The organism is Citrobacter sp. S55_ASV_140, assembly GCF_018919505.1.
Lineage (GTDB): Bacteria > Pseudomonadota > Gammaproteobacteria > Enterobacterales > Enterobacteriaceae > Citrobacter > Citrobacter werkmanii.
In genome coordinates this window covers 1-27,000 of the sequence record NZ_JAHLQZ010000008.1, presented here as the reverse complement: position 1 = coordinate 27,000, position 27,000 = coordinate 1, and the positions used below count along the sequence as shown (strand labels likewise).

The following is a 27,000-nucleotide window of genomic DNA, read 5'->3' as shown; positions in this document are numbered from 1 at the left end:
TTACAGATCCAGACCAGCTGCGACGTGCCGGATCCCACGGATCCCCAGACCGGCGTCGGCATTGATCATCACGCCGCTTAGCGTACGGTTGTTGCGGCGTGAAGCCAGCATCACGTACGGGCCGGTGAAGTCAGCCGGTTCCGGGAAGAACTGCAGCGGCAGAATGGCGGCAATTTTCTCCGGCGTCAGCGACTGCATAATCGAGGTATCGTTCTGACCGAGCGCCTGCGGGCCGCGCAGATCGGTCGCCATGCCGCATGGGCCGACACCGTTCACCCGCACTTTGGGGGCGAGTTCGTAGGCCAGTTGGCGAATCAACCCGGTGGCCGCGTGCTTGCTGGCGGTATACAGGGGCCCGCCGCCGCCGGGATACCATGCGGCGTTAGACAGGGTAAAGATGATGCTGCCTTCGCTGGCGATTAATGCCTGGGCGCAGGCTTTGGCGCCCAGCAGATAGCCCAGCACGTTAACGTTAAACAGCTCGTGGAAGCCGCTTTCCAGCGCCTCGGCGGGCGTATTGACCAGCGAAGCGTTGTGATCCCAGATACCCGCGTTGCCGATAAAACAGTCCAGCTTGCCGAAGGTGGTGAGGATCCGATCCACCGCGCGCTGGTAGTCGGCATAGCAGGTCACGTTGCCTTCCACCGCCAGTACGTGTTCACCAAAGCGCTGGCGCAGGCTGGCAATCTTCGCTGCGGACAGCTCGAGCGTGGCGACTTTAGCACCTTCTTCAATAAAGCGTTCTACCAGCGCCAGCCCCAGCCCGGAGCCGCCGCCAGTAATAAACACAACGTTATCGCGTAAATCGCTCATCTGGCCTCCTCGGGTAAATCAATAAACACCTCGCCGCCTTCCACATGCACCGCATAGGTGGTGAGCGGATCGGTGGCGGGCAGGCACAACGCTTTGCCGGTTTTCAGGCAGAAGCTGGCGGCGTGCAGCGGGCACTCCACCGTGGCGTCGTCTTCCAGATAGCCCTCCGACATCGAGGCGTTACCGTGGCTACAGCGATCGTTAATGGCATAAAACTCACCGCCAACGTGAAACAGCGCGATGACGGGAGAGGTTTCCAGCCGGAGGGCTTCCCCCTCCGGCAGCTCCGTGGCGGAGCAGGCAAATATGCGGCTCATCAGAACAGTACACTCAGGTTGTGGGAGGTGATCACCGCCTGATCGAGCACGATCTCACGCTCCAGTAAGCGCCATTCGTCGCCCGGCAGACGACGGACCTTATCCATGCGCGTGCCGACGTAGAACGTCTCGTCACGCTCTTTTTGTGCGCGGTACAGCAGATAGTTCAGGCGCACGGCGAACACGTCCGGCTGGTCGGTTTCGCTCACCTGCAGGTTGCTGATCATGTGGCGGGTGCGGGAAGGTGGCTCTTCGGCCCACGCCATGCCGGTTTCCAGCCGCGCGATACGGCGTTCAAGCTGGCCTTTATTGTCGTTGAAAATCCAGGTGGTCGGCGGCTGTACGCCTTTACGGCGGTCGCGCGTCTGGGCATTCACCGTGGTGCGCATGGTGTAACGTATGTCGTCATCCAGTTGCGCCAGCCAGCCGCGGAACTGCCAGTCGTCCAGCAGACGCGCTTCTTCATACAGGAACTGGCTGATGCGGTGATGTAGCTCAGGGGAGACTAACGCGCTCATTTCATCACCTCCTGCTGGTATGCGGCGGTTTTTTCCTGCACTTCCTGCCAGCTTTCGCTGCTTAATAAATCGGCCCAACGCTGATACATGCCGCGGGCGGCGGTTTCCGAGAAGATGTAGTTAGTGATCCCCGGAATGCCGTCTTCACGACGTTTTTCCTGGCCGAGACCCATCTCCAGGCACAGGTTGGTGTTGCGTGCCCGGTGGCCTTTGAGCAGTTTTTGAATCTCACACCAGTTTTCCGAGTCGTCCTGCTCAAGGAACCCCGCCGGGCCGAAGGCGCGGGTGGCGCTGTTTTCAAAAGCGGCTTTGACGTCATCAGAGGCGGCTTTATCGGCGATGCAGAATGCCCACACTTCGACTTTGTCCGGCCCGCGCGGATGCCAGACGCGCAGCGTGGCGGTGCCGTTCAGCCAGGAGAGCGTGGGGAAAATATTGTTGTGACCGGCGAGACGCAGTGCACGAACCTTACCCAGACGCTGCTCCGCCTCTTCATAGGTATCGCGATAGTAGCTGGAGACTTCGCCGTCGACCCAGACGTTGGCGTCCGGTTTCTCGGTAAAGAAGAAGCCGCTGCCGTGTCCATCCTGGCCGAACTGTAGCGCGTCTTTGGCTGTTTCCCACACCGGGCGGGCGGTTTGACCGTCTCCCAGGCGTTTGTCGCTGCCGTCGTCTTTCGCGCCCAATACCTGTACGGCAGAGGCGTGGCTGAACAACGCGTGATACTGGTCACTGGCGAACTGTTCGGCGGGGAATTTCCAGTTACAGTCGATGGTCCACTTCTGTACGCCGCCGACGATTTCAGTGCCGCCTTCACGGCGATCTAGCACGCCGTCGAGATACCAGGCGATGTCGCCGAGATAATCGCGAAGATTCGGCGCGGTGGTATCCCAGTTACCGAAAATCAGCCCTTTGTAGCTTTCGACGCATGGCACTTCGTTCAGCCCCCAGTGGGATTTGCACAACCCTTGTGGGTAGGCGCGCGGCTCCAGCGGCACGTCGATCAGCTCGCCGTTAATGCCATACGACCAGCCGTGATACGGGCAGGTGAAGGCGCGGGTGTTACCGCAGTCGGCATAACTCACGCGCATCGCGCGGTGGCGGCACTGGTTGAGAAACGCTTTGATGCTGCCGTCCTTCTGGCGCACCACCACCACGGCGTCTTCGCCCATATAAGTGTTAAAGAAATCGCCCGGTTTGGGGATTTGGCTTTCGTGGGCGAGAAACAGCCAGCAGCGTCCGAAGATGCGTTCCAGCTCCAGTTGGTAAATTTCAGGGTCGGTATAAATACGTGGGGTTACGCGACCGTTTTGCGTGTCGATCAGTCGGTAGATGTCTAAATTTGAGGGTATGGTCATATTTTTTAATCCTGAAAGCTAAGATGTATTGACCTTCTTTTTTTGTACCCTAAGGATGTTGCTGGTTAGTTATCAATCTGTGAAATAGTAAATTTCTACCAGTTGAGACATTTTTTCGATAACAAGGGGAAGGGCATGGAACTGAGGCACTTACGCTATTTTGTGGCGGTGGCGCAGGCGCTGAATTTCACCCGGGCGGCAGAAAAACTGCATACCTCTCAGCCCTCGTTAAGCAGTCAGATCCGCGATCTGGAGACCTGTGTGGGGGTTCCCTTGCTGGTGCGGGACAAGCGCAAAGTTGCGTTAACGGCAGCAGGTGAATGTTTTTTACAGGATGCGTTGGTTATCCTCGAGCAGGCGGAAAATGCCAAAGTTCGCGCCCGTAAAACGGTGCAGGAAGATAACCATTTCGCCATCGGCTTTGTCCCTTCCGCAGAGGTAAATCTGTTGCCCAAAGTGCTGCCTTTGTTTCGTTTAAAACAACCAGATACGCATATTGAACTGGTCAGTTTGATCACCACTGAGCAGGAGGAGAAGATCCTGCGCGGAGAGCTGGACGTTGGCTTAATGCGTCATCCGGTTTACAGCCCGGAACTGGATTATCTGGAGCTGATTCATGAGCCGCTGGTGGTGGTGTTACCGGTGAATCATCCGCTCGCTAATGAGAAAGCGATATCGGCACAGCAACTGCACGGCGTCAATTTTGTCAGTACCGATCCGGCCTATTCCGGCGCGTTAGCGATGATTGTCAAAAACTGGTTTCAGCAGCAAAAAAGCCAGCCCAATATCGTGCAGGTGGCGACCAATATTCTGGTGACCATGAACCTGGTCAGCATGGGGTTGGGGGTGACTTTGATACCCGGTTATATGAATAATTTTAATACCGGGCAGGTGGTTTTTCGCCCTATTGTTGGCGATGTTCCGACCATTGCGCTGCTGATGGCGTGGAAAAAGGGGGCGCTGAAACCGGCGCTGACCGACTTTATCGCCACGGTGCATGAACGTTTAGCCGTGAGCGTTGTGGATTAACGACTACAGCTCGCTAAGCTGCGACTCGACATACAGATAACCGATTCCCATCAGTTGCTGAGCGCGATTAAGCTTACCGAAACCGATCTGCGTTGCCCGGGCTCGTGGGTTATCGCCATGATCGAACGGATTAAATCCGGTTTGCTGTACCAGCGTGTTGAGCCAGCTCTCGCCGAAGGCGCAGCTACGACCATACAGCCAGATTTGATTAATATTTAATATATTTAGAAAATTGTACAGACTCAGGCCAATGGCACTGGCGGCATGTTCGGCCCACGCCTGAATGCGAACATCTCCGTGCCTCCAGGCATCAATAAGCTGGTCGGTCGTCAGCGTTTGGGGATCATACAGGGATGTCGGTTGCGATTTCATCCACACGCGAGCCTGCTTTTTCAGTGCGCTTAATGACGCCACCGTTTCCAGACACCCATAACGGCCACAGTCACAGGCAACCCCGTCCGGATCAATTATTGTATGGCCAATCTGACCGCTGCCGTACAAACTGCCCCGCCAGATGTTATCGTTAATGACAAACGATGAGCCAATGCCGTAATCAACGTTAATCACACAAAAATCACCGTTAGCCGCCGGATTTTGCCACTTTTCCGCCAGCGCCAGCATCACGCAGTCATTGTCCAGCCGGACCTGCACACCAAGCATTTCCTCAAGCAGGTATTTTATTTCCACCGGTGTTTTCCACGGAGCCTGAGGCATGGTTTTTGATGCGCCGGTAATCGGATCAACCTGGCCGTGCACGCCCAGTGCCAGATTAATCGTAACCTCTGGAAATTGCCGACGGTATTCTCGCCAGTGTGCCGCCAATGCTGTCAGCAGCGCTTTTGGCGTATCAGGATTAATGACCTCATGGCGCCAGTCGCCGACGGCCACCAGACGCGCGTCCGCCAGTTGGCTGGTGATGCTGGTGGGGGTGACGTTGATGCAGAGCGTCCAGGCGCCTGTTTCTGGCAAATGATAACTGCCGCTACTCAAACCGCGCTGGCTTAACGTCTCTCGCGAATGGCTGATTCTCCCTTCATCCATCAGCTCTTCAAGAATATTGCTGACCGCCGGGATCGACAGACTGGTCAGCTGCGCCAACTGCGACTTGCTAAGCTGTTTTTCCCGCCATAGATGCGACAAAAAGATCTGTTTATTTGCCTGACGCACCCTGGCGTTATTGAATCCCGAACGCTGCATACACTTAACTCCCTTTACTATATTGCGTGAGCATTGCGCATTTTAACGCCACTTAACTGCCGCAGAATAGCCTCAGGTTAAATTTTTACTTTTGTTTATTGAGTGGAGAGCGGCATGTACGGTTCAGTTAAAGTCTGGCAGGAAACGATCACCCTCCCAACGTGGACGGTGGGTGAAGAAGACGCTAACCCGATGTTTCTGGAGAAAAGGGTATATCAGGGATCCTCTGGTGCGGTTTATCCCTACGGCGTGATTGATACCCTGACCGGCAAGCGTGAAATGCGCGACTATCAGGCGGTGTGGATGGAGAATGACTTCATTCGCATCATGCTGCTGCCGGAATTAGGCGGACGTATCCATCGTGCGTATGACAAAGTGCAGCAACGTGATTTCGTCTACTACAACGAAGTGGTGAAACCAGCGTTGGTTGGCCTGCTTGGGCCATGGATCTCTGGCGGCATTGAGTTCAACTGGCCGCAGCATCATCGTCCAACCACCTTTATGCCGGTTGATTTTACGCAACAGCAGGGCGAGCAGGGGGAATATACCGTGTGGATGGGGGAGGTTGAACCCATGCGTGGTTTACAGGTGATGACCGGATTCACACTGTATCCGGATCGTGCGCTGATCGAAATAACCGGGAAGGTGTTTAACGGTAACGCCACGCCGCGCCACTTCCTGTGGTGGGCGAATCCGGCGGTGAAAGGCGGCGACGATCATCAGAGCGTGTTTCCGCCGGATGTAACCGCGGTATTCGACCACGGCAAGCGCGATGTTTCAGCGTTTCCTGTCGCTACTGGCACCTACTACAAAGTGGATTACTCGGCGGGTGTGGATATCTCTCGCTACAAAAACGTACCCGTTCCGACCTCTTATATGGCGGAAAAATCGGATTATGACTTTGTCGGTGCCTGGCACCACGGCGAACGCGGTGGATTACTGCACGTGGCGGACCACCATGTTTCGCCGGGGAAAAAACAGTGGACCTGGGGATACGGCGACTTTGGCGTTGCCTGGGATCGTAATCTCACCGATGACAACGGTCCGTATATCGAACTGATGACCGGGGTCTTTACCGATAACCAACCGGATTTCACCTGGCTTGCGCCGTACGAAGAGAAAGTTTTCGTGCAAAACTTCCTGCCCTACAGCGAACTTGGCATGGTGCAAAACGCCAGCACGCAACTGGCGCTTCGGCTGGTGCGTGAGGGAAGCCAACTTTCAGTGGGCGTTTATGCGATAGCGCCGCTACGCGATGTTCAGGTTACGCTTGCGGCACACGGGGAGCCGTTCTTTGAGAATACACTCACCCTTGAGCCGGGGCAGAGCTGGTTAGCCGATGTGTCTGACAATGGTCATGCCCGGGTAACGATGACCGTTACTCGCGCCGATGGCACTGTGCTGTTGCAGTACGAAGAGCACCTGGCGCAAGAATTACCACTACCCTCGGCGGCCAGCGCGCCAGCTCAGCCAGAAGCGCTTGCTAATACCGATGAACTCTATTTTATTGGTCAGCATCTGGAGCAGTACAACCACGCCAGCCGCTATGCCGAAGACTATTACCGCCGCGCGCTGGAGGTCGACCCGCTTGATTATCGCAATAATGTGGCGCTGGGGACGCTGGCACTAAACCGCGCGGACTGGGCATTAGCAGCCCATTGCGCGGGCAAGGCGCTGGAACGGGCGCACAAGCTCAATAAGAATCCACGTGATGGCGAGGCGAGTATGCTGCTGGCCGCCGCGCAGGAACGCCAGGGCGACGATGAAAGCGCCTGGGATAATTATTATAAGGCGAGCTGGAGCGGCAACTGCCGGGACGCGGCTTTCTGGTCGTTAGCGCGCCTGGCGATGAAACGTCAGGACTATGCCGGCGCGTTGGAAAAAGTCGAGCAGAGCCTGCGTTTTAACGGCAGTAATAACCTGGCGATGGGACTGAAAGCGCTGGCGCTGGCTAAGCTTGATCGCAATGCGCAAGCGCTGGAATACATTCGCCAACAGCTGGTTGATTATCCGCTGAGTTACACCCTGCACTATGCGCGCTGGGCTATTTGCCAGGATGAGGCCACTGCACAGGCGCTAATCTCGATTACCGGGCGGCGCGGTACCAACGCGTGTGAACTGGCTGGCTGGTTGATCGCATTGGGGCAAAAAGATGCTGCCCGTGGCGTGCTGGAACTGCTCGACAGCCAGGAAACGCTACCGATGCTGTGGCGCGCTTCGCTGAGCGACAATCCGCAACCTTTCATCGAACGAGCGCGTAAGTGTCTGCAAAATCGCGTCCGTTTTCCTAATACGCTGGATGAAGTACAGATGCTGCAAACCCTCGAGCAGAGCGCTTTTGCCCGCTATTTGCTCGGCTGTTTCTGGTACAGCAAACGCTGCTATGACGAGGCGGTCTCCTGCTGGCAATTTACCCTTGCGCAGGAGCCGGATTTTGCCCCAGTGCATCGCTTATTGGGTATCTATGCCTGGAACAAACAGCACGATGCACAGCAGGCGATGCAGTATCTGTCGCAGGCCGTAGCACTGGAGCCGCAAAATGCCCGTTTCCTGTTCGAACTCGACTATCTCAAAAAGCTGATGGCGCAACCGACTGAACAGCGTTTGCAACGACTGGAAGCCAGCAAAGATATTGTCTTCCATCGTGACGATCTGACGGTGGAACTGCTTAGTCTGTGGAATGGATTGGGGCGCTACGACGAGGCCGCGGCAATATTACGTGAGCGTGTATTTCATCCGTGGGAGGGGGGAGAAGGCAAAGCCACCGGGCAATATTTGCTGAATCAGATGCATCGCGCACTGGAGGCCGTTCAGTCGGGCGACCCGCAAACCGCCATCACGCAACTGCAACAGGCGCTGCACTACCCGCAAAACCTTGGAGAGGGGCGCCTGCCTGGGCAAACGGATAATGACATCTGGTATTTGCTGGGTTATTGCGCCCAGCAGCAGGGGCATTTCGAGGAGTCCCGGCGCTATTTCTCCCGTGCCACGCGTGGCGGTAGCTCACTGGATGCCGGACGTTACTACAACGACCAGCCGGTGGACTATCTCTTCTGGCAGGGGATGGCGCAGAGAAAACTCGGCGATGATGCACAGGCGGACGCTCTGTTCAACAGCTTCCTGCAATGGGTTGAGTCGCATCGCGACAACGTCCCGGATGTCGATTTCTTTGCCGTATCGCTGCCCGATCTGGTGGTGCTGGATACCTCAGCACAAGCAAAACACCAGCAACACTGCCTGTTTATCAATGCGCTTGGGCATCTGGGGCTGGGAAATAGTTCTGCTTGCCAGCGCGATCTTGATGAGCTTCTGCAACTCAATCCGGCACATGACAAGGCGTTACTGCTGCGTCACGCCATTAACGTAAGGCTGTTCCAGTAATACCCGAAACGGGTGGGGGCAACCTCACCCGAAACCTTCTGTCCCCTGCGTTTCCCTGAAAGAGGAATCATAATGAATAACGCGCAGACACATTTAAAGATTGGTTACGTCTGGACTATCTGCCTGGTTGCCGCCTGCGGTGGTTTACTGTTTGGCTATGACTGGGTGGTGATCGGCGGGGCAAAGCCCTTCTATGAAGCTTATTTTTCGATTACCGATCCGGCGCAATCTGGCTGGGCGATGAGCTCGGCGCTGGTTGGTTGTATCTTTGGTGCGCTGATTTCCGGCTGGTGTGCCGATAAGTTTGGCCGAAAGATGCCGCTGATTCTCTCGGCAATCCTTTTTAGCGCTTCAGCCTGGGGAACAGCAGTTGCCAGCAATTTTGACATGTTTGTTGTCTATCGCATCGTTGGCGGCGTGGGGATTGGTCTGGCATCCGCGCTAAGCCCGCTGTATATCGCTGAGGTCAGCCCGGCGGAAAAGCGTGGTCGCTTTGTTGCCGTTAACCAACTCACCATCGTCATTGGCGTCCTGGCGGCGCAGCTTATCAACCTGATGATTGCCGAACCTGTCGCTACAGGCGCTACGCAGCAGGCGATTGTGGAAAGCTGGAACGGTCAGACGGGCTGGCGCTGGATGTTTGGCGCTGAATTAGTGCCCGCGGTAATTTTCCTGGTGCTGATGTTCTTTGTCCCTGAATCGCCGCGCTGGTTGGTGAAGGCAGGAAAAGCCGAACGTGCGCGCACCATGCTGCAGCGCATTGGTTCAGCGGAATATGCCGGGCAAACGCTGAAAGAGATTGAACATACGCTACAAAAAGATAACCACAAGGTCGCGTGGTCATCACTGTTACAACCGCAGATCAAACCGATAGTGATTATTGGCATGGTGCTGGCAGTGTTCCAGCAGTGGTGTGGGATCAACGTTATTTTCAACTATGCGCAGGAGATATTTGCTTCTGCCGGATTCGACATCAACGGCACGTTAAAATCGATCGTAGCGACCGGGATCATCAATCTGGTCTTTACCCTTGCCGCTCTGCCGCTGGTGGACAAAATTGGGCGTCGTAAACTGATGCTGTTTGGTGCATCAGGGCTGACGGTTATCTACGTACTCATTGCCGGGGCATACGGGTTGGGCATTCTGGGCTGGCCGGTTTTGGTACTGGTGCTGGCGGCGATCGCCATTTACGCCCTGACGCTGGCCCCGGTAACCTGGGTGCTGCTGTCCGAAATTTTCCCCAACCGAGTACGCGGGTTAGCGATGTCGTTCGGCACGCTGGCGTTGTGGGTTGCCTGCTTCCTGCTGACCTATACCTTCCCACTGCTGAATGCGAGTCTGGGCGCATCGGGAAGCTTCCTGCTCTACGGTGTGATTTGCGCGATGGGCTTTATCTATATTCTGCGTAATGTGCCGGAAACCAAAGGCGTGACGCTGGAAGCGCTGGAGGAACAGCTGGCGGCGCAGCATACGAAAGTTGGCGCATCAAGCCAACAACGAAGCACCCGCTAATGAATTCTCTGCTGATGCTTCAAAACGCACATCTACGGATGTGCGTAGATCCGCAGGGCGGTTCGCTATTGAGTCTGGTTTCGTTACAACATCAACGGGCAATATTACGTGAAGGTCATGGTCAGCAGCCCGGTGATTGCGGCCTGTTCCCGATGCTGCCGGTGGCAAACCGGGTGGCGGGCAACCGTTTTATGCTACGTGGGGAAGAGGTTGTGCTACCGCACCATGAGGCGGATGAACACTTCTTCCTGCACGGTGACGGCTGGCTGCAGCGCTGGCGGGTTATCACCGCGACACCAAGCGGTTGTTTGCTACAGTTGCGCAGTTGGCATCCCTGTGGCTACGACTATACGGCGCAGATTTGCTACCAACTGGAAGCGTCGAGCCTGCATGCTTCATTGACGCTCACCCATTGCGGGGAACGACCGATGATCTATGGCTGCGGGTTCCATCCGTTTTTCGCCTTTGATACGTACAGTACGGCCCAGTTCACTGCCAGCGGCTACTGGCCGGAGGGGGAACAGCATCTGCCACTGGACTGGCAAAGTGATATTCCACCCGCAGCGGATTTTATGCATGCGCAATACGGTGAAGATGCCTGGTTGAATGTGGGTTATTCTGGCTGGAGCGGGCGGGCCGTTATTCAGCGCGATGTGATGAAAGTCACGATTTTAGCGCAAACTCCGTGGCTGATGCTGTTCAGAATGTCGGGTGAACCATTCCTGTGCCTGGAGCCGCAGACGCATCCGGTGAATGCCCACCACATGCAGGGGCAGCCGGGATTGCAGGTTTTAGCGCAGGGAGAACGCTGTCATTTTGCGATGCAAATTTGTGTCGAATAGGGCGAAAATCATGTTATCTGCCTGTTAATGGTCTCTTGCGCCAGCCAGAGTTTATCGCCAGACTACCGTCTCCAAACGGGAGGGATTCATGGCTTTGCATTCCACGCGCTGGCTGGCGCTCGGTTATTTCACCTATTTCTTTAGCTACGGTATTTTTCTGCCTTTCTGGAGCGTCTGGCTCGAAGGGTTGGGGCTGACGCCGGAAACCATTGGTTTACTGCTGGGCGCGGGGCTGATTGCCCGTTTTCTCGGTAGCTTGCTGATTGCGCCGCGCGTGAGCGATCCCTCTCGTCTGATTACCGCTTTACGTATTCTGGCTCTGTTGACATTGGTGTTTGCGCTTGCCTTCTGGGCGGGGACCAACGTGGCGTGGCTGATGGTGGTGATGGTCGGATTTAACCTGTTTTTCTCACCGTTGGTGCCGCTGACTGACGCGCTGGCTAACACCTGGCAAAAACAGATAACCATGGATTACGGGCGGGTTCGACTGTGGGGATCCGTGGCCTTTGTGATTGGCTCTGCGCTGACCGGTAAGCTGGTGAGCCTGTTTGACTATCGGGTGATCCTTATTCTGCTGTCGCTTGGCGTCGCCTCAATGCTGCTGGGCATGATGATTCGTCCGAGCGTGCAGCCAGCTGGTGAAAACCGTCAGCAGGAGAGTGCGGGATGGCCCGCATGGCGCGCGTTAATAACGCAAAGCTGGCGTTTTCTTGCCTGCGTGAGTCTGCTGCAGGGCGCGCATGCCGCCTATTACGGTTTTAGCGCCATTTACTGGCAGTCTGCTGGTTATTCCGCTTCGGCGGTGGGCTATTTATGGTCATTGGGCGTGGTGGCGGAAGTCATTATCTTCGCGCTCAGCCACAAGCTGTTCCGCCGCTTTAGCGCCCGCGATCTGCTGTTGCTTTCCGCCGTTTGCGGCGTGGCGCGTTGGGGGCTGATGGGCTGGAGCACCGAACTACCGTGGCTGATTGTGGTGCAGATCCTGCACTGCGGTACCTTCACCGTCTGCCACCTGGCGGCAATGCGCTATATCGCGGCGCGACAGGGCAGCGAAGTGATTCGTTTACAGGCGGTCTATTCCGCGATAGCGATGGGCGGCAGTATCGCCATCATGACCGTTTTCGCTGGCTACCTGTACCAAAACCTGGGCAGCGGCGTATTCTGGGTGATGGCGCTGGTGGCGCTACCGGCTATCGTGCTGCGCCCGAAAGTAGTGGCGCAGCCTGCGACGTTATGATTCGAGGATTTTGCGGATCTGCTGCTGCTGGTGAGACGTCAGCGCCAGATCCGCATGAATCAACGGCGGTGAAAACAGCGGCAGCGGCGTAGTGTACGGTGTGACGATCAGCGTTACGCCGCGCGGCGCACCCTCTTTTTGAAAGTCCTGCATTGGCATATGTTTTACGTTGAGCGGCAGTAGCGTCAGTTCGCGTAGCTGCTGTTCAATATGCGCTTCGAGTTGTTCATTACTGCCGGTCAGCAGGATAATCTGCTTTTCGTGCAAATCCTTCTCCTGCATCAGCCAGGCACCGAAAATCACCGCTACCAGACCGATCTCTTCTTCTGAAAATTGCACTTCGTATTCCGCTTCGAATCCGTGTATCGCCTCGCGGGTGGTGCGAACCAGCCGGGGATAAAGTCGGCTGAACTCCTCCGGCAGCGTGTTATCAATACCAATGGCAAACAAACTGCGGTTCAGAGCCTGGGCAAGGTGGATATACAGCTGGTCGTTCAGCCCTTGTTCATCGCTGAAGCGAACGTTGCCATACTCGCGAAAACGCAGCACCAGCCGCGCGATAGCCAGACGCAAACGGCGATCCTGCTGGTGGTTATCGCGGATGGGATCGGGGATGCGAATCATTGAGAACAGCAATGCCATAAACAGCGATTCGCCCGGCGGCGCACTTTGCATGACGTGACGTTGCCAGTGGCGGGCAATCTCCTCAGCGAGCGCATACTCTGCGCAGGATTGCGCCCAGCGCTGCTGGAGCGGATTAAACTCCGGGGTGATCCCCGCGTGATGTTGCAGCAGGCAGTATTGTAAAAACAGCCGCAGGAACTGGATATCACGGCACTCAAAGGGTTTTTGCAAGCGTCGGGAGCAGAGGTTAATCAGCGCATGCAGATTGGTGTCATCATACAACGTGCGCGCTATGCCCTGCTGTTTAAGCGCCATTTTCAATGTGGGTGTGAAATGTTGCGTGATAAACGTCGGGCAGATCCGCAGGCCACGGCGCAGCCAATGCAACAGGCACAGCCGCTGGTTCAGCGGGGCGCCTTCGATCGTATAGCCGCCATTCTGGGCGGAAGTAATGGCGAGCCGATGATAGCGCTGGATTTCGAGCCCCGCGCCAATGATATCCTCCTGAACGGTGGCATCATCGACGCCATTGAGACTGCTGAAGGTCTGCGCGGTAGCAATCTGCCCCGGCAGAAAAAGCGTCAGCAGTACCTGGCAACGGCGTTGGGGAGCGGAAAGTACAGATGGCGGGGCGAGCGTTGACATCATCTGTAGAATCTCCCGTGAGTATGTTTGATAAGAATAGTTAAAGTTTGCGCATAGATTTGCGGAATGGAAAGCTTTACGCCAGGAATGCTGGGGAGCGTCACAGAATTTTTAACGTGCGGAACAGATAGCGGTAGTGAAACGCAGCGCGTTAATCCACTTTTTCACGGTTTTATCTTTAGTTTACATATAAAAGAACTGGTAGAGATGTACTGCATGTCTGTTAAACATTATGGAGAACATGTGATTCCGGATCGGGGTGTCGCTTCAGCGCTCTTGCTTTTAGCTATATCCGTTTCGCTGTTCAGATATTTTCAAATAAAAATACAGGTGGTCAGGTGTGGGCTGGTCCGGCTGAAAATTGCCGACGTGTTTCCGTAAGGCCGGGAGAGCCAGCATGGATGCTGGCTCAGGGCGCGCTTTGCAAGGACGCTACCTCGCGCCCGGCCCGGTAGCCTGGAGGAATAAGCGGAGGGAACCACGAAGTGGCAATTTTCCCGCCGGGAGCCGGGATTGTTAAGGGTACGGCGATAGTACCCTTAACACGTTCACTGGGAGTAATCGTTTCAGAGAAGTGAAAAACATACGGTGAACGTAACAATACGCCGGAGGCAACAGATTTATCACCTCCGGAACAGATGCCTGGCGTTACTGCCCACGGCGCAGCGTTAATCCCACATCGCCGCCGGGATGCACCGCCAGCAGCGTCTCCTTTGAGTAGCCGCTTTCACTCATCAGACAGGCGCAGGCGGCGTCAAAGATAGCCAGTACCAGCAGAATTGAGGTCGTCGCCAGCATGTTCAGCGGGTCGGCCTCACGCTGTACGCCGGTGGAAATCACCAGCCTCGACGCTTTAGCGATGGCCGAATTGGCGTTTTCCGTCACGCTCAGGATCGGCACATTTCTCGCCGCCAGCCCAGGCAGCAGCCGGGTAAGTTCATCCGAATTGCCACCGCGCGACAGCATAATAACCAGGTCGTCGGCGCGTAAAAAACCCAGATCGCCGTGCGCCGCATCGGTGGCATTGAGATAAATCGCCGGGCGCTCCACGCAGGCGAGCATATGCGCGACTTTACGCGCCGCAATGCCGGAGGTACCGACGCCGGTAACGACGATTTTCCCCTGGCATCCGCGCAGTTCCGCCATCAGCGACTGCCAGACCGGCTCAGTCAGATGCTGTCCCAGTCCCGCAAGGGCATCGCTGTAGATCTGGAATACGCCGGTGGCTTGAGACCATGAATTACTCATGCCTCCTCCTGCATCAACTGGCGATATTTCATATGATCCTGATACATCTCGTGGAATACCCGATATTTGCGATCGTAGTACTGCTTAATACGGTTGGTTTGCGGGGTGACCGTTTTACCAATCCGGCTCATCGCCGACATCGCTTCCGGGAAGGAGTCAAAAACGCCTGCGGCGATGGTTCCCATCATGGCGCCGCCCAGCAGCATGGCTTCACTCTCTTCCGGCAGCAGCATCGCGCAGCCGGTGGCGTTGGCATGCTCCTGAACGAAGATCGGGTTTTTCGTGCCGCCGCCGCTGGCCATAATCGTATCGATGGTGTAGCCGCTTTGATTCATCGTTTCAATAATATGCCGGGTACCAAGGGCAATGGCCTGGATGGTCGCCAGATACTGTCGCGCCATATCTTCCGGCGTGCGCGACAGCTTAAGTCCGGTGATTGCACCCGTAAGCGTTGGGTTGGCGCGCGGCGAGCGGTTGCCGTGGAAATAGGGCAGGATATGCATATCGCGGGTCAGGAAGGCGATATCTTCCGGCTCACCGGCCATTTTACGCAGCAACGCATTCAGCACTTCATAAATGGTCTGCCCTTGGGACTTAGCCTGCGCCAGTAGGGTGTCGTAGCACGGATGCGACTGAATTACGTGGTCGATTAACGCCCCCGTAGCCGACTGCCCGCCTTCGTTGAGCCAGTATTCCGGCAGTACGGCAGAGTAGTAAGGCCCCCAGACGCCGCCGATAAAACGCGGCTCTTTGGAAATTGCCATGTGTCCGGTGGAGGTACCGCCAATCAGTGCGATACGACGGTCGAAATCCGGCACCTCGCCAGAAACGCCGCTGGCGCCGAGCGTGCCGAGCGTACCGGCGTGGGCATCAATAATTGATACGCTGACCGCGGTGCCGGGGATGAGTCCCATTTCGCTGGCGGCGCGCGCTGACAGCCCATGGCCGAGCGGTTCGCCCATGGTCTTCACGTAACGGCCAATTTTGGCGGCATCGTGCTCCAGCAAATCTTCCAGCCCAATCTGGCGGAAATAGCTGGCATCCCATTTATCTTCATGACCCATATAGGTCCATTTACACACCGTCGAGCACAATGAGCGCGTGTCATCGCCCGTTGCCCGCCAGGTGAGGAAATCAGGCAGGTCAAAGTAGTAACCGGCGTTAGCCCAGGTATTGGGCATATGCTGCTTCAGCCACAGCAGTTTTGGCGTTTGCATTTCCGGGGAGATAATACCGCCCACATAGTCCAGCACCCGATGATGCAGGGCGTTAATGCGATCGGCCTGAGTAATGGCGCGATGGTCCATCCACACAATAATGTTCTGTTCACTGCGCCCGGAAGGGCTGATGGTCAGCGGATTGCCTTCTTTATCCAGCACCACCAGTGAACAGGTGGCGTCGAAGCCCAGACCTTTCACCTGGATAGGATTGATATCCGACTGGTTAATCGCATCGCGTACCGCGTTACACACAGCCTGCCAGATGTTATCGGAAGACTGCTCAACAAAATCGGCCTGCGGACGGTAAATTTCGATGGTCCGACTGGCCTGACCGACCATTCTGCCGTTGAGATCAAACACGCCAGCGCGGGCGCTTCCGGTTCCGACATCCACACCAATAAAGTAACTTGCCATAATTTTTTCTCCTGAAATCAGGCTTTACGATTCTGTAATGCGATAAAGAGGATCAGCACCGCGCCCCACAGCGCCATCGTCAGATAGCTGCTGACCCCCAGCAAGTTAAGGCCGCTTTCCAGCATTTGCAGCACAATCAGCGCCAGTACCAGGCCGATAATGCGTCCGAAGCCGCCGTCCGGATTGATACCGCCGAGCACGGAGGCAAGGATGGTGACCAGCAGGTAGGATTCACCGTATCCGGCTTTGGCCGAGTTGAATTTCGCCATCATCAGAATGGCGGCGACCCAGCCGAGCAGGGCAGAAATAACGTACACCGAAATTTGTACCCGTACGGTATTCACACCGCTGTAGCGGGTAGCCTGCTCATTGGAACCGACGAGATACAGGCTGCGCCCAAGCGTGGTGTGCTCCAGCAGCACCCACAGCAGGATTGCCACGAGGAAAAAGAGCAGCAGTGCCACCGGAATACCGGCAATCGTCGCGTTACCAAGGTATTGAATGGCGGTCGGGAAGCCGGAAATCACCGTCCCGTTGGAGAGCAAAATATTCAGCCCCGAGATCAGCGTCATCGTGCCGAGGGTGGCGAGAATAGGCGAGACGCCGACCCAGGCAATTAAAGCGCCGTTGAGCGTGCCGATAGCCACCGCCACCGCTGCGCCTGCAATCAACGCCAGCGCCAGAAACAGCGGGTTATCCGGGTGGGTGACGATAATCGCCGCCATCACCAGCGAGCAGGCGTTCGCACCGGCAATAATCGACAGGTTAATGCCGCCGGTCAGCATGGTCATGCCCATCCCGAGGGCCAGCATGCCGAGGATTGGCAACTGCGAGCCGATCGACTGGAAGTTAGCGACGCTGAAAAAACGGCTGCCGAGCAGGGCCGAGAAGACCAGGGCGACGACCACAATAATGACGCATTGCAGACGAATGATGGCATCACCGGGTAAAAATCTGGCGATTGTTTTCATCTCAAAGCTCCCTTGCCAGTTTACGTTTTTCGTTCCAGGCCGTGGCGCTAATGCTGACCAGGATAATGGCGCCGCTGAACACGGTGTGCCAGTAAGAGGAGACGCTCAGCAGCGTCAGACCATTTTGCAAGAACGCCAGCAGCACAACACCCAGTAGCGTTCCGGTTAACGTACCGCGCCCGCCGCTCATGCTGGTGCCGCCGAGCACGACCGCCGCCAGCACCGTCAGCTCAAAGCCGAGCAGGGAATTGGGGGCAACAGACTGGGTGATTTGCGCCTGAACCACGGCGGCAACGCCTGCCAGAATGCCCATATAGCCATAGACGTAGAAATGCAGCTTCAGCAAATTCAGCCCCAGGCGCGAGGCCGCGTCGCGGTTGCCGCCCATGGCGTAAACCTGACGGCCAAGACGGGTATAGTTCATCAGTACGGCGGTAAAGATGATCACCGCCGCCAGGCACAGCAGGGGCAGGGTTAAACCGTAGTCGTAGCCGTCTGTCGCGGTGAACGACAACCAGTTGATACCGTTCATAAACCAGTCCGGGAAGCCGTACAGCCAGGTACCCTTGGTGGCATAAACCAGCAGGCCGTAGTAGACGTTTAGCGTGGCGATGGTAATGATGATCGCCGGAACGCGCAGCCAGTACACCAGGAAGCCATTAATCAGCCCAAGCAGCAGACCTACCGCCATTGCGATGGTTAAAGCCAGTATGAAGTTGCCGCCGTGAGCGATCACCCAACTGGCCATCGCATACTGGGCAATCGCTGTCATCGCCGGAAATGAGATGTCGATCCCGCCGGAAATCAGCACCACAAACAGCCCGCAGGCGAGAATGCCGAGAATCGCGTAACTGGTGGCGACATCTGTGAGATTGCCCAGCGACAGGAACTCATCGGTACTGACGCTCAGCCCGACGGCGAGCGCCACGACCAGCAGGCCCAGCCAGAATTCATGTTGCCCGATTAAACGGGAGAGACGCAGACTATTCATTGATTACCTCGACCACTTCAGCAATCTCCTCTTCACGGCAGTGATGAGGATTAAATTCCGCCACCAGTTTGCCGCGGCGCATCACCAGCACACGATGGCTGTTGTAATACGCTTCCGGGATTTCATCGCAAATCATTAGTACCGCCATTCCCTGTTCCGCCAGATCGCGGGCTATCTGGTAAATCCCCTCTTTGTTGGCGATATCCACGCCGACGGTAGGGGAGTCGAGGATCAGGATGCGCGGATGGGTTGCCACCCATTTGGCAATGGCAATGCGTTGGGCATTACCGCCGGAGAGCGTTTTGACCGGCAGATGCGGATCGGAGACTTTAATGTTCAACTCACGGATCAAATCGGCGACCAGCTTTTGCGCTTTACGATGATCGAGCAGACCGCTGCCGGTATGCAGTTGGTCAAACACCGTGACGATGGTGTTGTCATAGATCGACTGCTCCATGATCAACCCCTGCGTCAGGCGATCTTCTGAGACATAGCCGATCCCGTGTTTGATGGCGTCATGGTTATTGCGCAGAGTAACCGGCTGACCGTTAATGCGCATTTCGCCGCTTTCCGGATGGGTCATGCCGAACAAACTGAGGCAAAGCTCGGTGCGACCGGCACCCAGCAGACCGACAATGGAGACAATCTCACCGCTATGTAGCGATAAATTGATGTTCTGGTATTTCCCCCGGCGGCTGAGGTTGCGTAGCTCGAGCAGCGGCTCTTGCTCAATAGCGGGTCTTTCCGGCAGCGGGCTGTAGTGGAAGCGTTGTCCGGTCATCAGGAAGGCCAGTTCGTGACTGTCGAGTTCGCTGGCTGGGTATGTTCCCACCAGTTTGCCGTCGCGCATCACGCTGATACGGTCAGCCACTTCCATCACTTCATCCAGACGGTGGCTGACAAACACCACGCAAATACCGGCCGCTTTCAGTTCGTTGACGACCCGCAGCAGACCATTGACCTCCTGGCGGGTTAACGAAGCGGTGGGTTCATCCATAATCACCAGACGCGCATCGGCGGCAATAGCCCGGCAAATGGCGACCAGTTGCCGATCGGCAATCGACAGTTTTTCGACTTTTTTATCGGGATCGATGTTCACGCCGATGCGTTTCATGGCGGCCAGCGCCTGCTGTTTCATCGCGCCACGGCGTACCCAAATATCGCCACCGGGCAGATAGCGGTTGACCGCGATATTTTCAGCGACGCTAAAGTTAGGGAATAACGACAGGTCCTGATAAATAACCTGAATACCATAATGGGAAGAAAGCTGCGGCGTCAGGTGATGGAATAATTTGCCATCGAGTAAAATCTGCGCGCCTTTTTCCGGATGATACACCCCAGAGATCACTTTAATAATGGTGCTTTTACCACAGCCGTTTTGACCCGCCAGACAGTGAACTTCGCCTTTTCTCAGCGTCAGATTCACGTTATCCAGCGCCAGCACGCCCGGGAATTGTTTGCTGATATTCTCAAGAGTGATAAATGCGGTGGTGTCTGTCATGGACAATACCCCTGCGCACGTCCGCATGGACGCTAAGTGTTAGTTTGGTTGATAGCGCCGACCAGACGGTCGGCGTTAAGGTTCCCTGGTGTCGGCTAAAGCCTTAGAAACCGAGTGATTGTGCGTTGTCTTTGGTGACTTCGAGGATCTTGTTAAAGCGGATCACTTTCTTCTCCGTGTCGATATCGGCTTTCCCTAAACCATCAATACTCAAATCGGCGTTCACTTCTTTACCCTGCAACAGCTGGTCGGCCACCGTTACCAGAGCGTATCCGGCGTCTTTTGGATCCCACAGCAGCGCTTTTTTGATATCGCCGCGCATCAGGTACGGCGCAGCCTGTGCTGGCATGGCGATCCCGACGACGGCGATTTTATCTTTGGCGCGTTTTTTCTGCACCGCCTGACCCGCACCGATTGGACCCAGCGATCCGAAACCAATAATGCCCTTCATCTGCGGATAGGTTTTCATCAGGTCCAGCGTGGTGGCGTAGGATTTATCGATGCTTTCCGCGACCGGCAGACGTGAAGTGACCTCGAACATTTCGGGATATTTTTCTTTTTGGTACTTAATCGCAAAATCGGCCCACGCGTTATGCAACGGTACCGTCAGTGAACCGACATAGATGGCATAACCCCCTTTACCGCCCATGCTTTTCGCTAATTCATCGACGTTAGCCTGCGCATATTTTTCACTGTCGATGGTTTCAATATCCCATTGACCAATCTGCTCGTCCGGGGATTCGTGCGTCAGCACCACGATGCCTTTATCGCGCGCTTTTTTCAGCACCGGCTCAAGGACCTTGGCATCATTCGGCACCACGATGATCGCGTTAACGTTTTTGGCGATCAGATCCTCAATGACTTTCACCTGCTGAGCCGGATCCGGCGTGGAAGGCCCGGTCTGGTAAGCATTCACATCCAGTTTTTTTGCTGCTTCATTAACGCCGGTTTCCATCCGGTTAAACCACGGAATCCCGGTGACTTTGGCAACCACAGCAATTTCATATTTTTCCGCCGCAAAGGACGTGCCGGACAACATGCATGCAGAAACCAGGGTTGCACTGAGTAATGCGAGTTTGAATTTCATAGTTGTACCTTTCGTAGGGGGCAGGACATGTCACGGGGTGAAGTTAACTACGAATGGAAGAGGGAATGAATCATAAGTTCCGTGAATGTGATCTATGTCCGTTATTGTAAATTTAAAGAAAACTAATGGTTAAATATTGGTTAAATTCATGGGATTTTATATCCATACCAGCAAAATTATTGTTAATAAATAATTAAAATAAAACTTTTAATTAACAATTTATTATCATTTTGCATAAATTGTGGCCACGAAAAGGGATTCAGACGGGTGTTGCTGGAGAAAGAATTGTCGAAATTGAGAACTGAATCGATACCGGAAAAGGGGGCTCAACATTTTTTCGTTCAATGTTATCCTCAGCACTCTTTCGCCAAACACACCATTATTTCTGGCGGCCTGGATTTTTATCGTGGAGAAGTCATGCAGCGTGTTAAGCACATCATTGTAACGTTGTTTCTTGCTGTCCTGTCCTTTGGCGCAGGGGCGCATCCCCACAGCTTTATCCATTTGAAAACCGAGATAGTGAGCGAGAATAATCAGTTCGTGGCGCTGAAAATGCGCTGGACGATGGATGAAATCACCTCGGCAGATCTGCTTTACGATGCGGGGAATGCTAAACCTAGCTCGGAGAGCTGGAAAAAACTGGCGGCGGAAGTGATGGCGAATGTGCTTGGGCAGCATTATTTTACTGAAGTGTGGCATGAAGGGCAAAAGGTAAAGTTTAAAAACAGGCCGACGGAATACGGCATGGAACGTGAGGAACATCAGGCGGTGCTGACGTTCGTTCTACCCTTAGCTGAACCACAGCCGCTGAGTGGTCAAAAATATACCATTTCAACCTTCGATCCGACCTACTACGTGGACATGAGCTATGACCAGGATAGCGATGCCCGGCTGTCGCAGGCGATCAGCCAGCAATGCCGTATTTCAGTACACACCCCGACGCCGAATGAACAAACGCTGATCTTTGCGCAGTCGCTGGATAAAGAAGACGCCCCGCCGGAGGATATGGAGTTGGGTAAACAGTTCGCACAAACGGTAACGCTGCAATGTCAGTAGTTTATCAACCACGACCCATTGGACGTCGCTGGCTCACGCTGTGGCCGCTGGCGCTATTTTTGCTGCTGGCGGCAGGCGGCATACTGTGGCTATGGCTGGCCTGGCCGCAGGTGATGATGAAAAGCATCGTCTGGCAGCGCGAAGTAAACCAACAGATGAGCGGATTGCTGAAAGCGGTTGCTGCCAGTCCGACCCAGGCAGGGGGATCGCTGCTACTGTTTAGTTTTCTCTACGGCGTTCTGCATGCGCTGGGGCCGGGACATGGAAAAGTGGTGATTACTACCTGGCTTGCGACGCACCCGTCAAAACTCAAATCCAGTATCGGCCTGACGCTGGCGTCGTCTTTATTACAAGGACTGGTCGCGATTGGTCTGGTCGTTATCGTGCTCACCGTCTTGCAGTTGCCTGCGCGGCAGCTGCATATGAGCAGCTTCTGGCTGGAGAGAGGGAGTTATGTGCTGGTGGGCGTGTTAGGCCTGCTGCTGTGCTGGCGGGCGCTGAAAAAACTGCGCTTATTGCTAAAGCGGCCAACGTTTACCGCCTTCACGCCGCGCCATGTGCATCACGACGGCTGTGGTTGCGGGCATCAGCATCTGCCGAACCCTGAACAGGTGCAAAGCGGTGATGACTGGCGCGCCCGGCTGATGATTATTCTGTCTATGGGGATGCGCCCATGCTCCGGGGCCATCATGGTGCTGTTGTTCAGCAAAGTGATTGGCGTCTTTTACTGGGGCATGGCGTCGGCGCTGGCGATGGCGGCGGGCACCTCTTTGACGATTACGTCACTGGCTTTATTGGTACACAGTTTCCGCACGCTGGCGGTGAGACTTAGCGGGCATAAAGCGCCGGTGCTGTGGCGACAGATTGGCTGGACGACGCTGGCGTTAGCCGGGGGCACGGTATTAATTGCGGCAGCGGTGGTGATGTGGATGAGCGCGGTGCCGGTGGGGCGAGGGATAAGACCGTTTTAGCACTGTTGTAGGATGAATGCCTGATGGCGCTTCGCTTATCAGGCCTACGGGGAACTTCCCTGGTAGGCCGGATCAGGCGCTAGCCGCCATCAGGCATCAAACAATTAGCGCTTCAGCGCATCGCTCAGTTCGTCACGCATGTTAGCCAGCATGGCTTTCACTACGCGCGGGTTACCTGCAACGATGTTGCCGGTCGCCATGTAGTTATGGCCGCCGGTGAAGTCGCACACCAGGGCGCCAGCTTCACGCGCAATCAGCTCGCCTGCGGCGAAATCCCACGGGCGCAGACCAATTTCGAAATAACCGTCAACGCGGGCTGCGGCAACGTAGGCCAGATCCAGCGCGGCAGAACCGGTACGGCGGAAGTCAGCGCATTCGGTAAACATGTTGCCAAGGATTTTCATGTAAGAAGCGGCGTGTTGTTTCGCTTTGAACGGGAAGCCGGTGGCAATGATGGTGCCGTCCAGATCGCGAGCCGTGCTGCCACGAAGACGGTAACCGTTAAGCTGCGCGCCCTGACCGCGGGTTGCGGTGAACAGTTCATTACGCATTGGATCGTAAACAACGGCAACCTCAGTACGGCCTTTAATGCGTACTGCGATAGATACCGCGAAGTGCGGCAGGCGTTTTACGAAGTTGGTGGTGCCATCCAGTGGATCGATAACCCATTGAACATCCAAATCTTCACCAACATGTTCACCGCTTTCTTCGGTGATGATGGTGTGCTGTGGGTAAGATTTGCGAATCGTTTCGATAATAATCGCTTCGGCGGCTTTATCGACGTTAGTCACGAAATCATTGCTGCCTTTCTGGCTGGTTTCTACAGAGTCTGGCGTTTCGTAGTGTTTGGCAATTACATTACCCGCCTTGCGCGCTGCGCGCACGGCGATGGTCAGCATCGGATGCATCGGTCTCTCTCACTGGATGTTAAAGAACGGGAAAACGGCGCAGAGTATAGCAGCGAGTTCGGAATATGTCTTCGTTTTATGATAATATGCCCGAATAATCTTTAGCCGAAGAAATACAATGCTGCAAAATATTCGAATTGTGCTGGTGGAAACCTCTCACACTGGCAACATGGGCTCTGTGGCCCGCGCAATGAAAACCATGGGTTTAACCAATCTGTGGCTGGTTAATCCACTGGTCAAACCGGACTCGCAGGCCATCGCCCTGGCGGCAGGCGCCAGCGATGTGATCGGCAGCGCGCAGATCGTCGATACCCTCGATGAAGCGCTGGCGGGTTGTAGTCTGGTAGTAGGCACCAGCGCGCGTTCCCGTACGTTGCCGTGGCCGATGCTGGACCCGCGCGAATGCGGCTTAAAAAGCGTGTCTGAAGCGGCGAATACGCCGGTGGCGCTGGTATTTGGTCGTGAACGCGTTGGCCTGACCAACGAAGAACTGCAAAAATGCCATTATCACGTCGCCATTGCTGCGAACCCGGAATACAGTTCGCTCAACCTGGCGATGGCGGTGCAGGTTATCTCTTATGAAGTCCGCATGGCCTGGCTGGCGACGCAGGAAGGTGATAAGAGCGTCGAATATGAAGAAGCTGAGTATCCGCTGGTGGATGATTTAGAGCGTTTTTACGGTCATCTGGAACAAACGCTGCTGTCGACCGGGTTTATTCGCGAAGGCCATCCGGGACAAGTGATGAACAAGCTGCGCCGTCTGTTTACGCGTGCGCGTCCTGAGAGTCAGGAGCTGAATATCCTGCGCGGGATTCTGGCATCTATCGAACAGCAGAATAAAGGCAAGTAAGCGAAACGCCTCCTGCAAGTGAAAACGGCACTGAAGGTTAAATACCTGACTAAATTAGTCAAGTAAATAGTTGACTGATTTAGTCGGGAATGTCAGACTTGCCCCTGCTATGCAATACCCCCATTTTACAATAAAAAACCCCGGGCAGGGGCGAGTTTGAGGCTAAGTAAGACATGAGACTGACATCAAAAGGGCGTTATGCCGTGACCGCAATGTTGGACGTTGCGCTCAACTCAGAAACGGGCCCGGTACCGTTGGCTGATATTTCTGAACGTCAGGGAATTTCCCTGTCATATCTGGAGCAGCTGTTTTCCCGTTTGCGTAAAAACGGTCTGGTTTCAAGCGTACGTGGACCAGGCGGCGGGTATCTGCTGGGTAAAGATGCCGGCAGCATCGCAGTAGGTGAAGTCATTAGCGCTGTCGACGAGTCTGTAGATGCGACCCGTTGCCAGGGCAAAGGCGGTTGTCAGGGCGGCGATAAATGCCTGACCCATGCGCTGTGGCGCGATCTGAGCGATCGTCTGACCGGGTTCCTCAACAACATTACGTTGGGCGAACTGGTGAATAATCAGGAAGTCCTGGATGTGTCTGGTCGCCAGCACACGCATGACGCTCCACGCACTAATCGTGCTCAAGACGCGATCGACGTTAAGTTACGCGCATAATAAAAGTATTTTAGAATCAGGCCGGGGTGTTAAACGCCCCGTTAACTCGGTCGTACATCCAGCCGGTTGCCTGGTTCCTTGCATTGAAGCGATGTACGGAGTTTATAGAGCAATGAAATTACCGATCTATCTCGATTACTCCGCAACCACGCCGGTGGACCCGCGTGTTGCCGAGAAAATGATGCAGTGTCTGACCCTGGACGGAAACTTTGGTAACCCAGCTTCCCGTTCACACCGTTTTGGCTGGCATGCTGAAGAGGCGGTAGATATCGCCCGTAATCAGATCGCTGATCTGGTCGGTGCCGATCCGCGTGAAATCGTCTTTACCTCCGGTGCGACGGAATCCGATAACCTGGCGATTAAAGGTGCAGCCAACTTTTATCAGAAAAAAGGCAAGCACATCATCACCAGCAAAACCGAACACAAAGCCGTGCTGGATACCTGCCGTCAGTTGGAGCGCGAAGGGTTTGAAGTCACTTACCTCGCCCCACAGCGTAACGGTATTATCGACCTGAAAGAACTTGAAGCGGCAATGCGTGACGACACTATCCTCGTGTCCATCATGCACGTGAACAACGAAATTGGCGTGGTGCAGGATATCGCGACTATCGGTGAAATGTGCCGTGCGCGCGGCATCATCTATCACGTTGACGCCACTCAGAGCGTGGGCAAACTGCCTATCGACCTGAGCCAACTGAAAGTTGACCTGATGTCCTTCTCCGGCCACAAAATCTATGGTCCGAAAGGTATCGGCGCGCTGTACGTGCGTCGTAAACCGCGTATTCGTATCGAAGCGCAGATGCACGGCGGCGGTCACGAGCGCGGCATGCGTTCCGGTACTTTGCCTGTCCACCAGATCGTTGGCATGGGTGAAGCGTACCGTATCGCGAAAGAAGAGATGGAAACCGAGATGGCGCGTCTGCGCAGTCTGCGTAACCGTCTGTGGAACGGCGTGAAGGACATGGAAGAAGTGTACCTGAACGGCGATCTCGAACAGGGCGCACCGAACATTCTCAACGTCAGCTTCAACTTTGTTGAAGGCGAGTCGCTGATTATGGCGCTGAAAGACCTGGCGGTATCCTCCGGTTCTGCATGTACTTCAGCAAGCCTGGAGCCATCCTACGTGCTGCGCGCGCTGGGTATGACCGACGAGCTGGCACACAGCTCAATTCGTTTCTCTTTAGGTCGTTTCACTACCGAAGAAGAGATTGACTATGCCATCAATCTGGTTCGCAACTCCATTGGCCGTCTGCGCGACCTTTCTCCACTGTGGGAAATGTTCAAACAGGGCGTGGACTTGAACAGTATTGAATGGTCACATCACTAATTCGGCACCAATAAGGAGAATTCAACATGGCTTACAGCGAAAAAGTTATCGATCACTACGAGAATCCACGTAACGTGGGCTCTTTTGACAACAGCGACGAGAACGTGGGTAGCGGCATGGTCGGCGCACCGGCCTGTGGCGACGTGATGAAGTTGCAGATCAAAGTCAACAATGAGGGTATCATTGAAGACGCGCGTTTCAAGACTTACGGCTGCGGTTCCGCTATTGCCTCCAGTTCTCTGGTTACCGAATGGGTAAAAGGGAAATCGCTGGACGAAGCACAGGCGATTAAAAACACCGATATCGCCGACGAGCTTG

At 55.1% G+C, this 27,000-nt stretch carries 25 protein-coding genes; 12 read left to right on the top strand and 13 right to left on the bottom strand.

Going from position 1 to position 27,000, the window contains the following annotated elements; translation table 11 throughout:
* The 4 genes from hcaB to hcaE are packed head-to-tail and all read right to left on the bottom strand — an operon-like array spanning nucleotide 1 to nucleotide 3,006.
* Nucleotides 1-813, bottom strand: coding sequence for a 3-phenylpropionate-dihydrodiol/cinnamic acid-dihydrodiol dehydrogenase (gene hcaB, locus KQJ18_RS02855; RefSeq protein WP_085049308.1), 813 nt, complete (start codon nucleotides 811-813; stop codon nucleotides 1-3).
* The gene (gene hcaC / locus KQJ18_RS02850) at nucleotides 810-1,130 is read right to left on the bottom strand and encodes a 3-phenylpropionate/cinnamic acid dioxygenase ferredoxin subunit (RefSeq protein ID WP_038642667.1); all 321 of its coding nucleotides are present in this window, start codon (nucleotides 1,128-1,130) and stop codon (nucleotides 810-812) included. Before hcaC ends, hcaB begins: the two co-directional genes overlap by 4 nt.
* Complete coding sequence (hcaF, locus tag KQJ18_RS02845) at nucleotides 1,130-1,648, bottom strand: 3-phenylpropionate/cinnamic acid dioxygenase subunit beta (RefSeq protein ID WP_216421387.1); 519 nt, start codon at nucleotides 1,646-1,648, stop codon at nucleotides 1,130-1,132. The genes hcaC and hcaF overlap by 1 nt, the downstream gene beginning before the upstream one ends.
* Nucleotides 1,645-3,006, bottom strand: a complete 1,362-nt coding sequence (hcaE, locus tag KQJ18_RS02840; RefSeq protein ID WP_087856404.1) for a 3-phenylpropionate/cinnamic acid dioxygenase subunit alpha — start codon at nucleotides 3,004-3,006, stop codon at nucleotides 1,645-1,647. Before hcaE ends, hcaF begins: the two co-directional genes overlap by 4 nt.
* 135 nt (nucleotides 3,007-3,141) lie before the next feature.
* On the opposite strand from hcaE, the gene hcaR reads away from it, so the two are divergent.
* On the top strand, nucleotides 3,142-4,035 hold the full coding sequence (gene hcaR / locus KQJ18_RS02835) for a DNA-binding transcriptional regulator HcaR (protein ID WP_085049311.1): 894 nt from the start codon (nucleotides 3,142-3,144) through the stop codon (nucleotides 4,033-4,035).
* 3 nt (nucleotides 4,036-4,038) lie between these two features.
* Here hcaR and KQJ18_RS02830 read toward each other — a convergent pair whose 3' ends face one another.
* Complete coding sequence (locus KQJ18_RS02830) at nucleotides 4,039-5,232, bottom strand: ROK family transcriptional regulator (RefSeq protein WP_085049312.1); 1,194 nt, start codon at nucleotides 5,230-5,232, stop codon at nucleotides 4,039-4,041.
* Between the two features lie 114 nt (nucleotides 5,233-5,346).
* On the opposite strand from KQJ18_RS02830, the gene KQJ18_RS02825 reads away from it, so the two are divergent.
* From KQJ18_RS02825 to KQJ18_RS02810, 4 genes are all read left to right on the top strand, one after another.
* On the top strand, nucleotides 5,347-8,613 hold the full coding sequence (locus KQJ18_RS02825) for a DUF5107 domain-containing protein (RefSeq protein WP_216421386.1): 3,267 nt from the start codon (nucleotides 5,347-5,349) through the stop codon (nucleotides 8,611-8,613).
* Between the two features lie 72 nt (nucleotides 8,614-8,685).
* The gene (locus tag KQJ18_RS02820; protein ID WP_137347041.1) at nucleotides 8,686-10,125 is read left to right on the top strand and encodes a sugar porter family MFS transporter; all 1,440 of its coding nucleotides are present in this window, start codon (nucleotides 8,686-8,688) and stop codon (nucleotides 10,123-10,125) included.
* Nucleotides 10,125-10,967 carry an aldose 1-epimerase gene (locus tag KQJ18_RS02815; protein ID WP_137347042.1) on the top strand — a complete coding sequence of 281 codons (843 nt, stop codon included), beginning with the start codon at nucleotides 10,125-10,127 and terminating at the stop codon, nucleotides 10,965-10,967. Before KQJ18_RS02820 ends, KQJ18_RS02815 begins: the two co-directional genes overlap by 1 nt.
* An 88-nt stretch (nucleotides 10,968-11,055) precedes the next feature.
* Complete coding sequence (locus KQJ18_RS02810; protein ID WP_038642652.1) at nucleotides 11,056-12,204, top strand: 3-phenylpropionate MFS transporter; 1,149 nt, start codon at nucleotides 11,056-11,058, stop codon at nucleotides 12,202-12,204.
* On the opposite strand, the gene csiE is transcribed toward KQJ18_RS02810, so the two are convergent.
* Nucleotides 12,199-13,476: a stationary phase inducible protein CsiE gene (csiE, locus tag KQJ18_RS02805; protein WP_038642650.1), complete on the bottom strand. Its 1,278-nt coding sequence runs from the start codon at nucleotides 13,474-13,476 to the stop codon at nucleotides 12,199-12,201. The two genes, KQJ18_RS02810 and csiE, sit on opposite strands and share 6 nt — an antisense overlap.
* Nucleotides 13,477-13,539: 63 nt before the next feature.
* On the opposite strand from csiE, the gene KQJ18_RS02800 reads away from it, so the two are divergent.
* Nucleotides 13,540-13,854 (top strand): hypothetical protein, encoded by a 315-nt coding sequence (locus tag KQJ18_RS02800; RefSeq protein ID WP_159121861.1) that lies wholly within the window; start codon nucleotides 13,540-13,542, stop codon nucleotides 13,852-13,854.
* Between the two features lie 267 nt (nucleotides 13,855-14,121).
* On the opposite strand, the gene KQJ18_RS02795 is transcribed toward KQJ18_RS02800, so the two are convergent.
* From KQJ18_RS02795 to KQJ18_RS02770, 6 genes are all read right to left on the bottom strand, one after another.
* Nucleotides 14,122-14,721: an SIS domain-containing protein gene (locus KQJ18_RS02795; protein WP_085049316.1), complete on the bottom strand. Its 600-nt coding sequence runs from the start codon at nucleotides 14,719-14,721 to the stop codon at nucleotides 14,122-14,124.
* Nucleotides 14,718-16,355 carry an FGGY-family carbohydrate kinase gene (locus KQJ18_RS02790; RefSeq protein ID WP_085049317.1) on the bottom strand — a complete coding sequence of 546 codons (1,638 nt, stop codon included), beginning with the start codon at nucleotides 16,353-16,355 and terminating at the stop codon, nucleotides 14,718-14,720. Before KQJ18_RS02790 ends, KQJ18_RS02795 begins: the two co-directional genes overlap by 4 nt.
* A 17-nt stretch (nucleotides 16,356-16,372) precedes the next feature.
* Nucleotides 16,373-17,326 (bottom strand): ABC transporter permease, encoded by a 954-nt coding sequence (locus KQJ18_RS02785; protein WP_038642644.1) that lies wholly within the window; start codon nucleotides 17,324-17,326, stop codon nucleotides 16,373-16,375.
* Nucleotide 17,327: 1 nt separating this feature from the next.
* Nucleotides 17,328-18,317 (bottom strand): ABC transporter permease, encoded by a 990-nt coding sequence (locus tag KQJ18_RS02780; protein ID WP_038642642.1) that lies wholly within the window; start codon nucleotides 18,315-18,317, stop codon nucleotides 17,328-17,330.
* Nucleotides 18,310-19,818, bottom strand: coding sequence for a sugar ABC transporter ATP-binding protein (locus tag KQJ18_RS02775; RefSeq protein ID WP_069324450.1), 1,509 nt, complete (start codon nucleotides 19,816-19,818; stop codon nucleotides 18,310-18,312). The genes KQJ18_RS02780 and KQJ18_RS02775 overlap by 8 nt, the downstream gene beginning before the upstream one ends.
* Before the next feature lie 103 nt (nucleotides 19,819-19,921).
* Nucleotides 19,922-20,905 carry an autoinducer 2 ABC transporter substrate-binding protein gene (locus KQJ18_RS02770; protein ID WP_038642638.1) on the bottom strand — a complete coding sequence of 328 codons (984 nt, stop codon included), beginning with the start codon at nucleotides 20,903-20,905 and terminating at the stop codon, nucleotides 19,922-19,924.
* 417 nt (nucleotides 20,906-21,322) lie between these two features.
* On the opposite strand from KQJ18_RS02770, the gene KQJ18_RS02765 reads away from it, so the two are divergent.
* Both KQJ18_RS02765 and KQJ18_RS02760 read left to right on the top strand, forming a co-directional pair.
* Nucleotides 21,323-21,961, top strand: a complete 639-nt coding sequence (locus KQJ18_RS02765; protein WP_216421383.1) for a DUF1007 family protein — start codon at nucleotides 21,323-21,325, stop codon at nucleotides 21,959-21,961.
* On the top strand, nucleotides 21,952-22,932 hold the full coding sequence (locus KQJ18_RS02760; RefSeq protein WP_216421377.1) for a nickel/cobalt transporter: 981 nt from the start codon (nucleotides 21,952-21,954) through the stop codon (nucleotides 22,930-22,932). The genes KQJ18_RS02765 and KQJ18_RS02760 overlap by 10 nt, the downstream gene beginning before the upstream one ends.
* Nucleotides 22,933-23,036: 104 nt before the next feature.
* On the opposite strand, the gene suhB is transcribed toward KQJ18_RS02760, so the two are convergent.
* Nucleotides 23,037-23,840 (bottom strand): inositol-1-monophosphatase, encoded by an 804-nt coding sequence (gene suhB, locus KQJ18_RS02755; protein ID WP_003835237.1) that lies wholly within the window; start codon nucleotides 23,838-23,840, stop codon nucleotides 23,037-23,039.
* A 118-nt stretch (nucleotides 23,841-23,958) separates the two neighbouring features.
* On the opposite strand from suhB, the gene trmJ reads away from it, so the two are divergent.
* From trmJ to KQJ18_RS02735, 4 genes are all read left to right on the top strand, one after another.
* Entirely contained in the window at nucleotides 23,959-24,690 is a 732-nt protein-coding gene (gene trmJ / locus KQJ18_RS02750) for a tRNA (cytosine(32)/uridine(32)-2'-O)-methyltransferase TrmJ (RefSeq protein ID WP_069324453.1), read from the top strand.
* Nucleotides 24,691-24,863: 173 nt separating this feature from the next.
* Nucleotides 24,864-25,355 carry a Fe-S cluster assembly transcriptional regulator IscR gene (gene iscR / locus KQJ18_RS02745; protein ID WP_003037674.1) on the top strand — a complete coding sequence of 164 codons (492 nt, stop codon included), beginning with the start codon at nucleotides 24,864-24,866 and terminating at the stop codon, nucleotides 25,353-25,355.
* Between the two features lie 112 nt (nucleotides 25,356-25,467).
* Nucleotides 25,468-26,682, top strand: coding sequence for a cysteine desulfurase (gene iscS, locus KQJ18_RS02740; protein WP_038642631.1), 1,215 nt, complete (start codon nucleotides 25,468-25,470; stop codon nucleotides 26,680-26,682).
* A gap of 26 nt (nucleotides 26,683-26,708) precedes the next feature.
* Nucleotides 26,709-27,000 (top strand): iron-sulfur cluster assembly scaffold protein (locus KQJ18_RS02735; protein ID WP_216421375.1); only part of this gene is annotated, 292 nt, incomplete at its 3' end.

Coding starts and splice junctions, on each gene's coding strand:
- hcaF (WP_216421387.1), bottom strand. CDS start 1,648: ATGAGCGCGTTAGTCTCCCCTGAGCTACATCACCGCATCAGCCAGTTC.
- KQJ18_RS02810 (WP_038642652.1), top strand. CDS start 11,056: ATGGCTTTGCATTCCACGCGCTGGCTGGCGCTCGGTTATTTCACCTAT.
- hcaR (WP_085049311.1), top strand. CDS start 3,142: ATGGAACTGAGGCACTTACGCTATTTTGTGGCGGTGGCGCAGGCGCTG.
- KQJ18_RS02820 (WP_137347041.1), top strand. CDS start 8,686: ATGAATAACGCGCAGACACATTTAAAGATTGGTTACGTCTGGACTATC.
- hcaE (WP_087856404.1), bottom strand. CDS start 3,006: ATGACCATACCCTCAAATTTAGACATCTACCGACTGATCGACACGCAA.
- KQJ18_RS02800 (WP_159121861.1), top strand. CDS start 13,540: ATGGAAAGCTTTACGCCAGGAATGCTGGGGAGCGTCACAGAATTTTTA.
- hcaC (WP_038642667.1), bottom strand. CDS start 1,130: ATGAGCCGCATATTTGCCTGCTCCGCCACGGAGCTGCCGGAGGGGGAA.
- KQJ18_RS02780 (WP_038642642.1), bottom strand. CDS start 18,317: ATGAATAGTCTGCGTCTCTCCCGTTTAATCGGGCAACATGAATTCTGG.
- KQJ18_RS02795 (WP_085049316.1), bottom strand. CDS start 14,721: ATGAGTAATTCATGGTCTCAAGCCACCGGCGTATTCCAGATCTACAGC.
- KQJ18_RS02770 (WP_038642638.1), bottom strand. CDS start 20,905: ATGAAATTCAAACTCGCATTACTCAGTGCAACCCTGGTTTCTGCATGC.
- KQJ18_RS02760 (WP_216421377.1), top strand. CDS start 21,952: ATGTCAGTAGTTTATCAACCACGACCCATTGGACGTCGCTGGCTCACG.
- KQJ18_RS02775 (WP_069324450.1), bottom strand. CDS start 19,818: ATGACAGACACCACCGCATTTATCACTCTTGAGAATATCAGCAAACAA.
- KQJ18_RS02815 (WP_137347042.1), top strand. CDS start 10,125: ATGAATTCTCTGCTGATGCTTCAAAACGCACATCTACGGATGTGCGTA.
- suhB (WP_003835237.1), bottom strand. CDS start 23,840: ATGCATCCGATGCTGACCATCGCCGTGCGCGCAGCGCGCAAGGCGGGT.
- hcaB (WP_085049308.1), bottom strand. CDS start 813: ATGAGCGATTTACGCGATAACGTTGTGTTTATTACTGGCGGCGGCTCC.
- trmJ (WP_069324453.1), top strand. CDS start 23,959: ATGCTGCAAAATATTCGAATTGTGCTGGTGGAAACCTCTCACACTGGC.
- KQJ18_RS02790 (WP_085049317.1), bottom strand. CDS start 16,355: ATGGCAAGTTACTTTATTGGTGTGGATGTCGGAACCGGAAGCGCCCGC.
- KQJ18_RS02825 (WP_216421386.1), top strand. CDS start 5,347: ATGTACGGTTCAGTTAAAGTCTGGCAGGAAACGATCACCCTCCCAACG.
- KQJ18_RS02785 (WP_038642644.1), bottom strand. CDS start 17,326: ATGAAAACAATCGCCAGATTTTTACCCGGTGATGCCATCATTCGTCTG.
- csiE (WP_038642650.1), bottom strand. CDS start 13,476: ATGATGTCAACGCTCGCCCCGCCATCTGTACTTTCCGCTCCCCAACGC.
- iscR (WP_003037674.1), top strand. CDS start 24,864: ATGAGACTGACATCAAAAGGGCGTTATGCCGTGACCGCAATGTTGGAC.
- KQJ18_RS02765 (WP_216421383.1), top strand. CDS start 21,323: ATGCAGCGTGTTAAGCACATCATTGTAACGTTGTTTCTTGCTGTCCTG.
- KQJ18_RS02830 (WP_085049312.1), bottom strand. CDS start 5,232: ATGCAGCGTTCGGGATTCAATAACGCCAGGGTGCGTCAGGCAAATAAA.
- iscS (WP_038642631.1), top strand. CDS start 25,468: ATGAAATTACCGATCTATCTCGATTACTCCGCAACCACGCCGGTGGAC.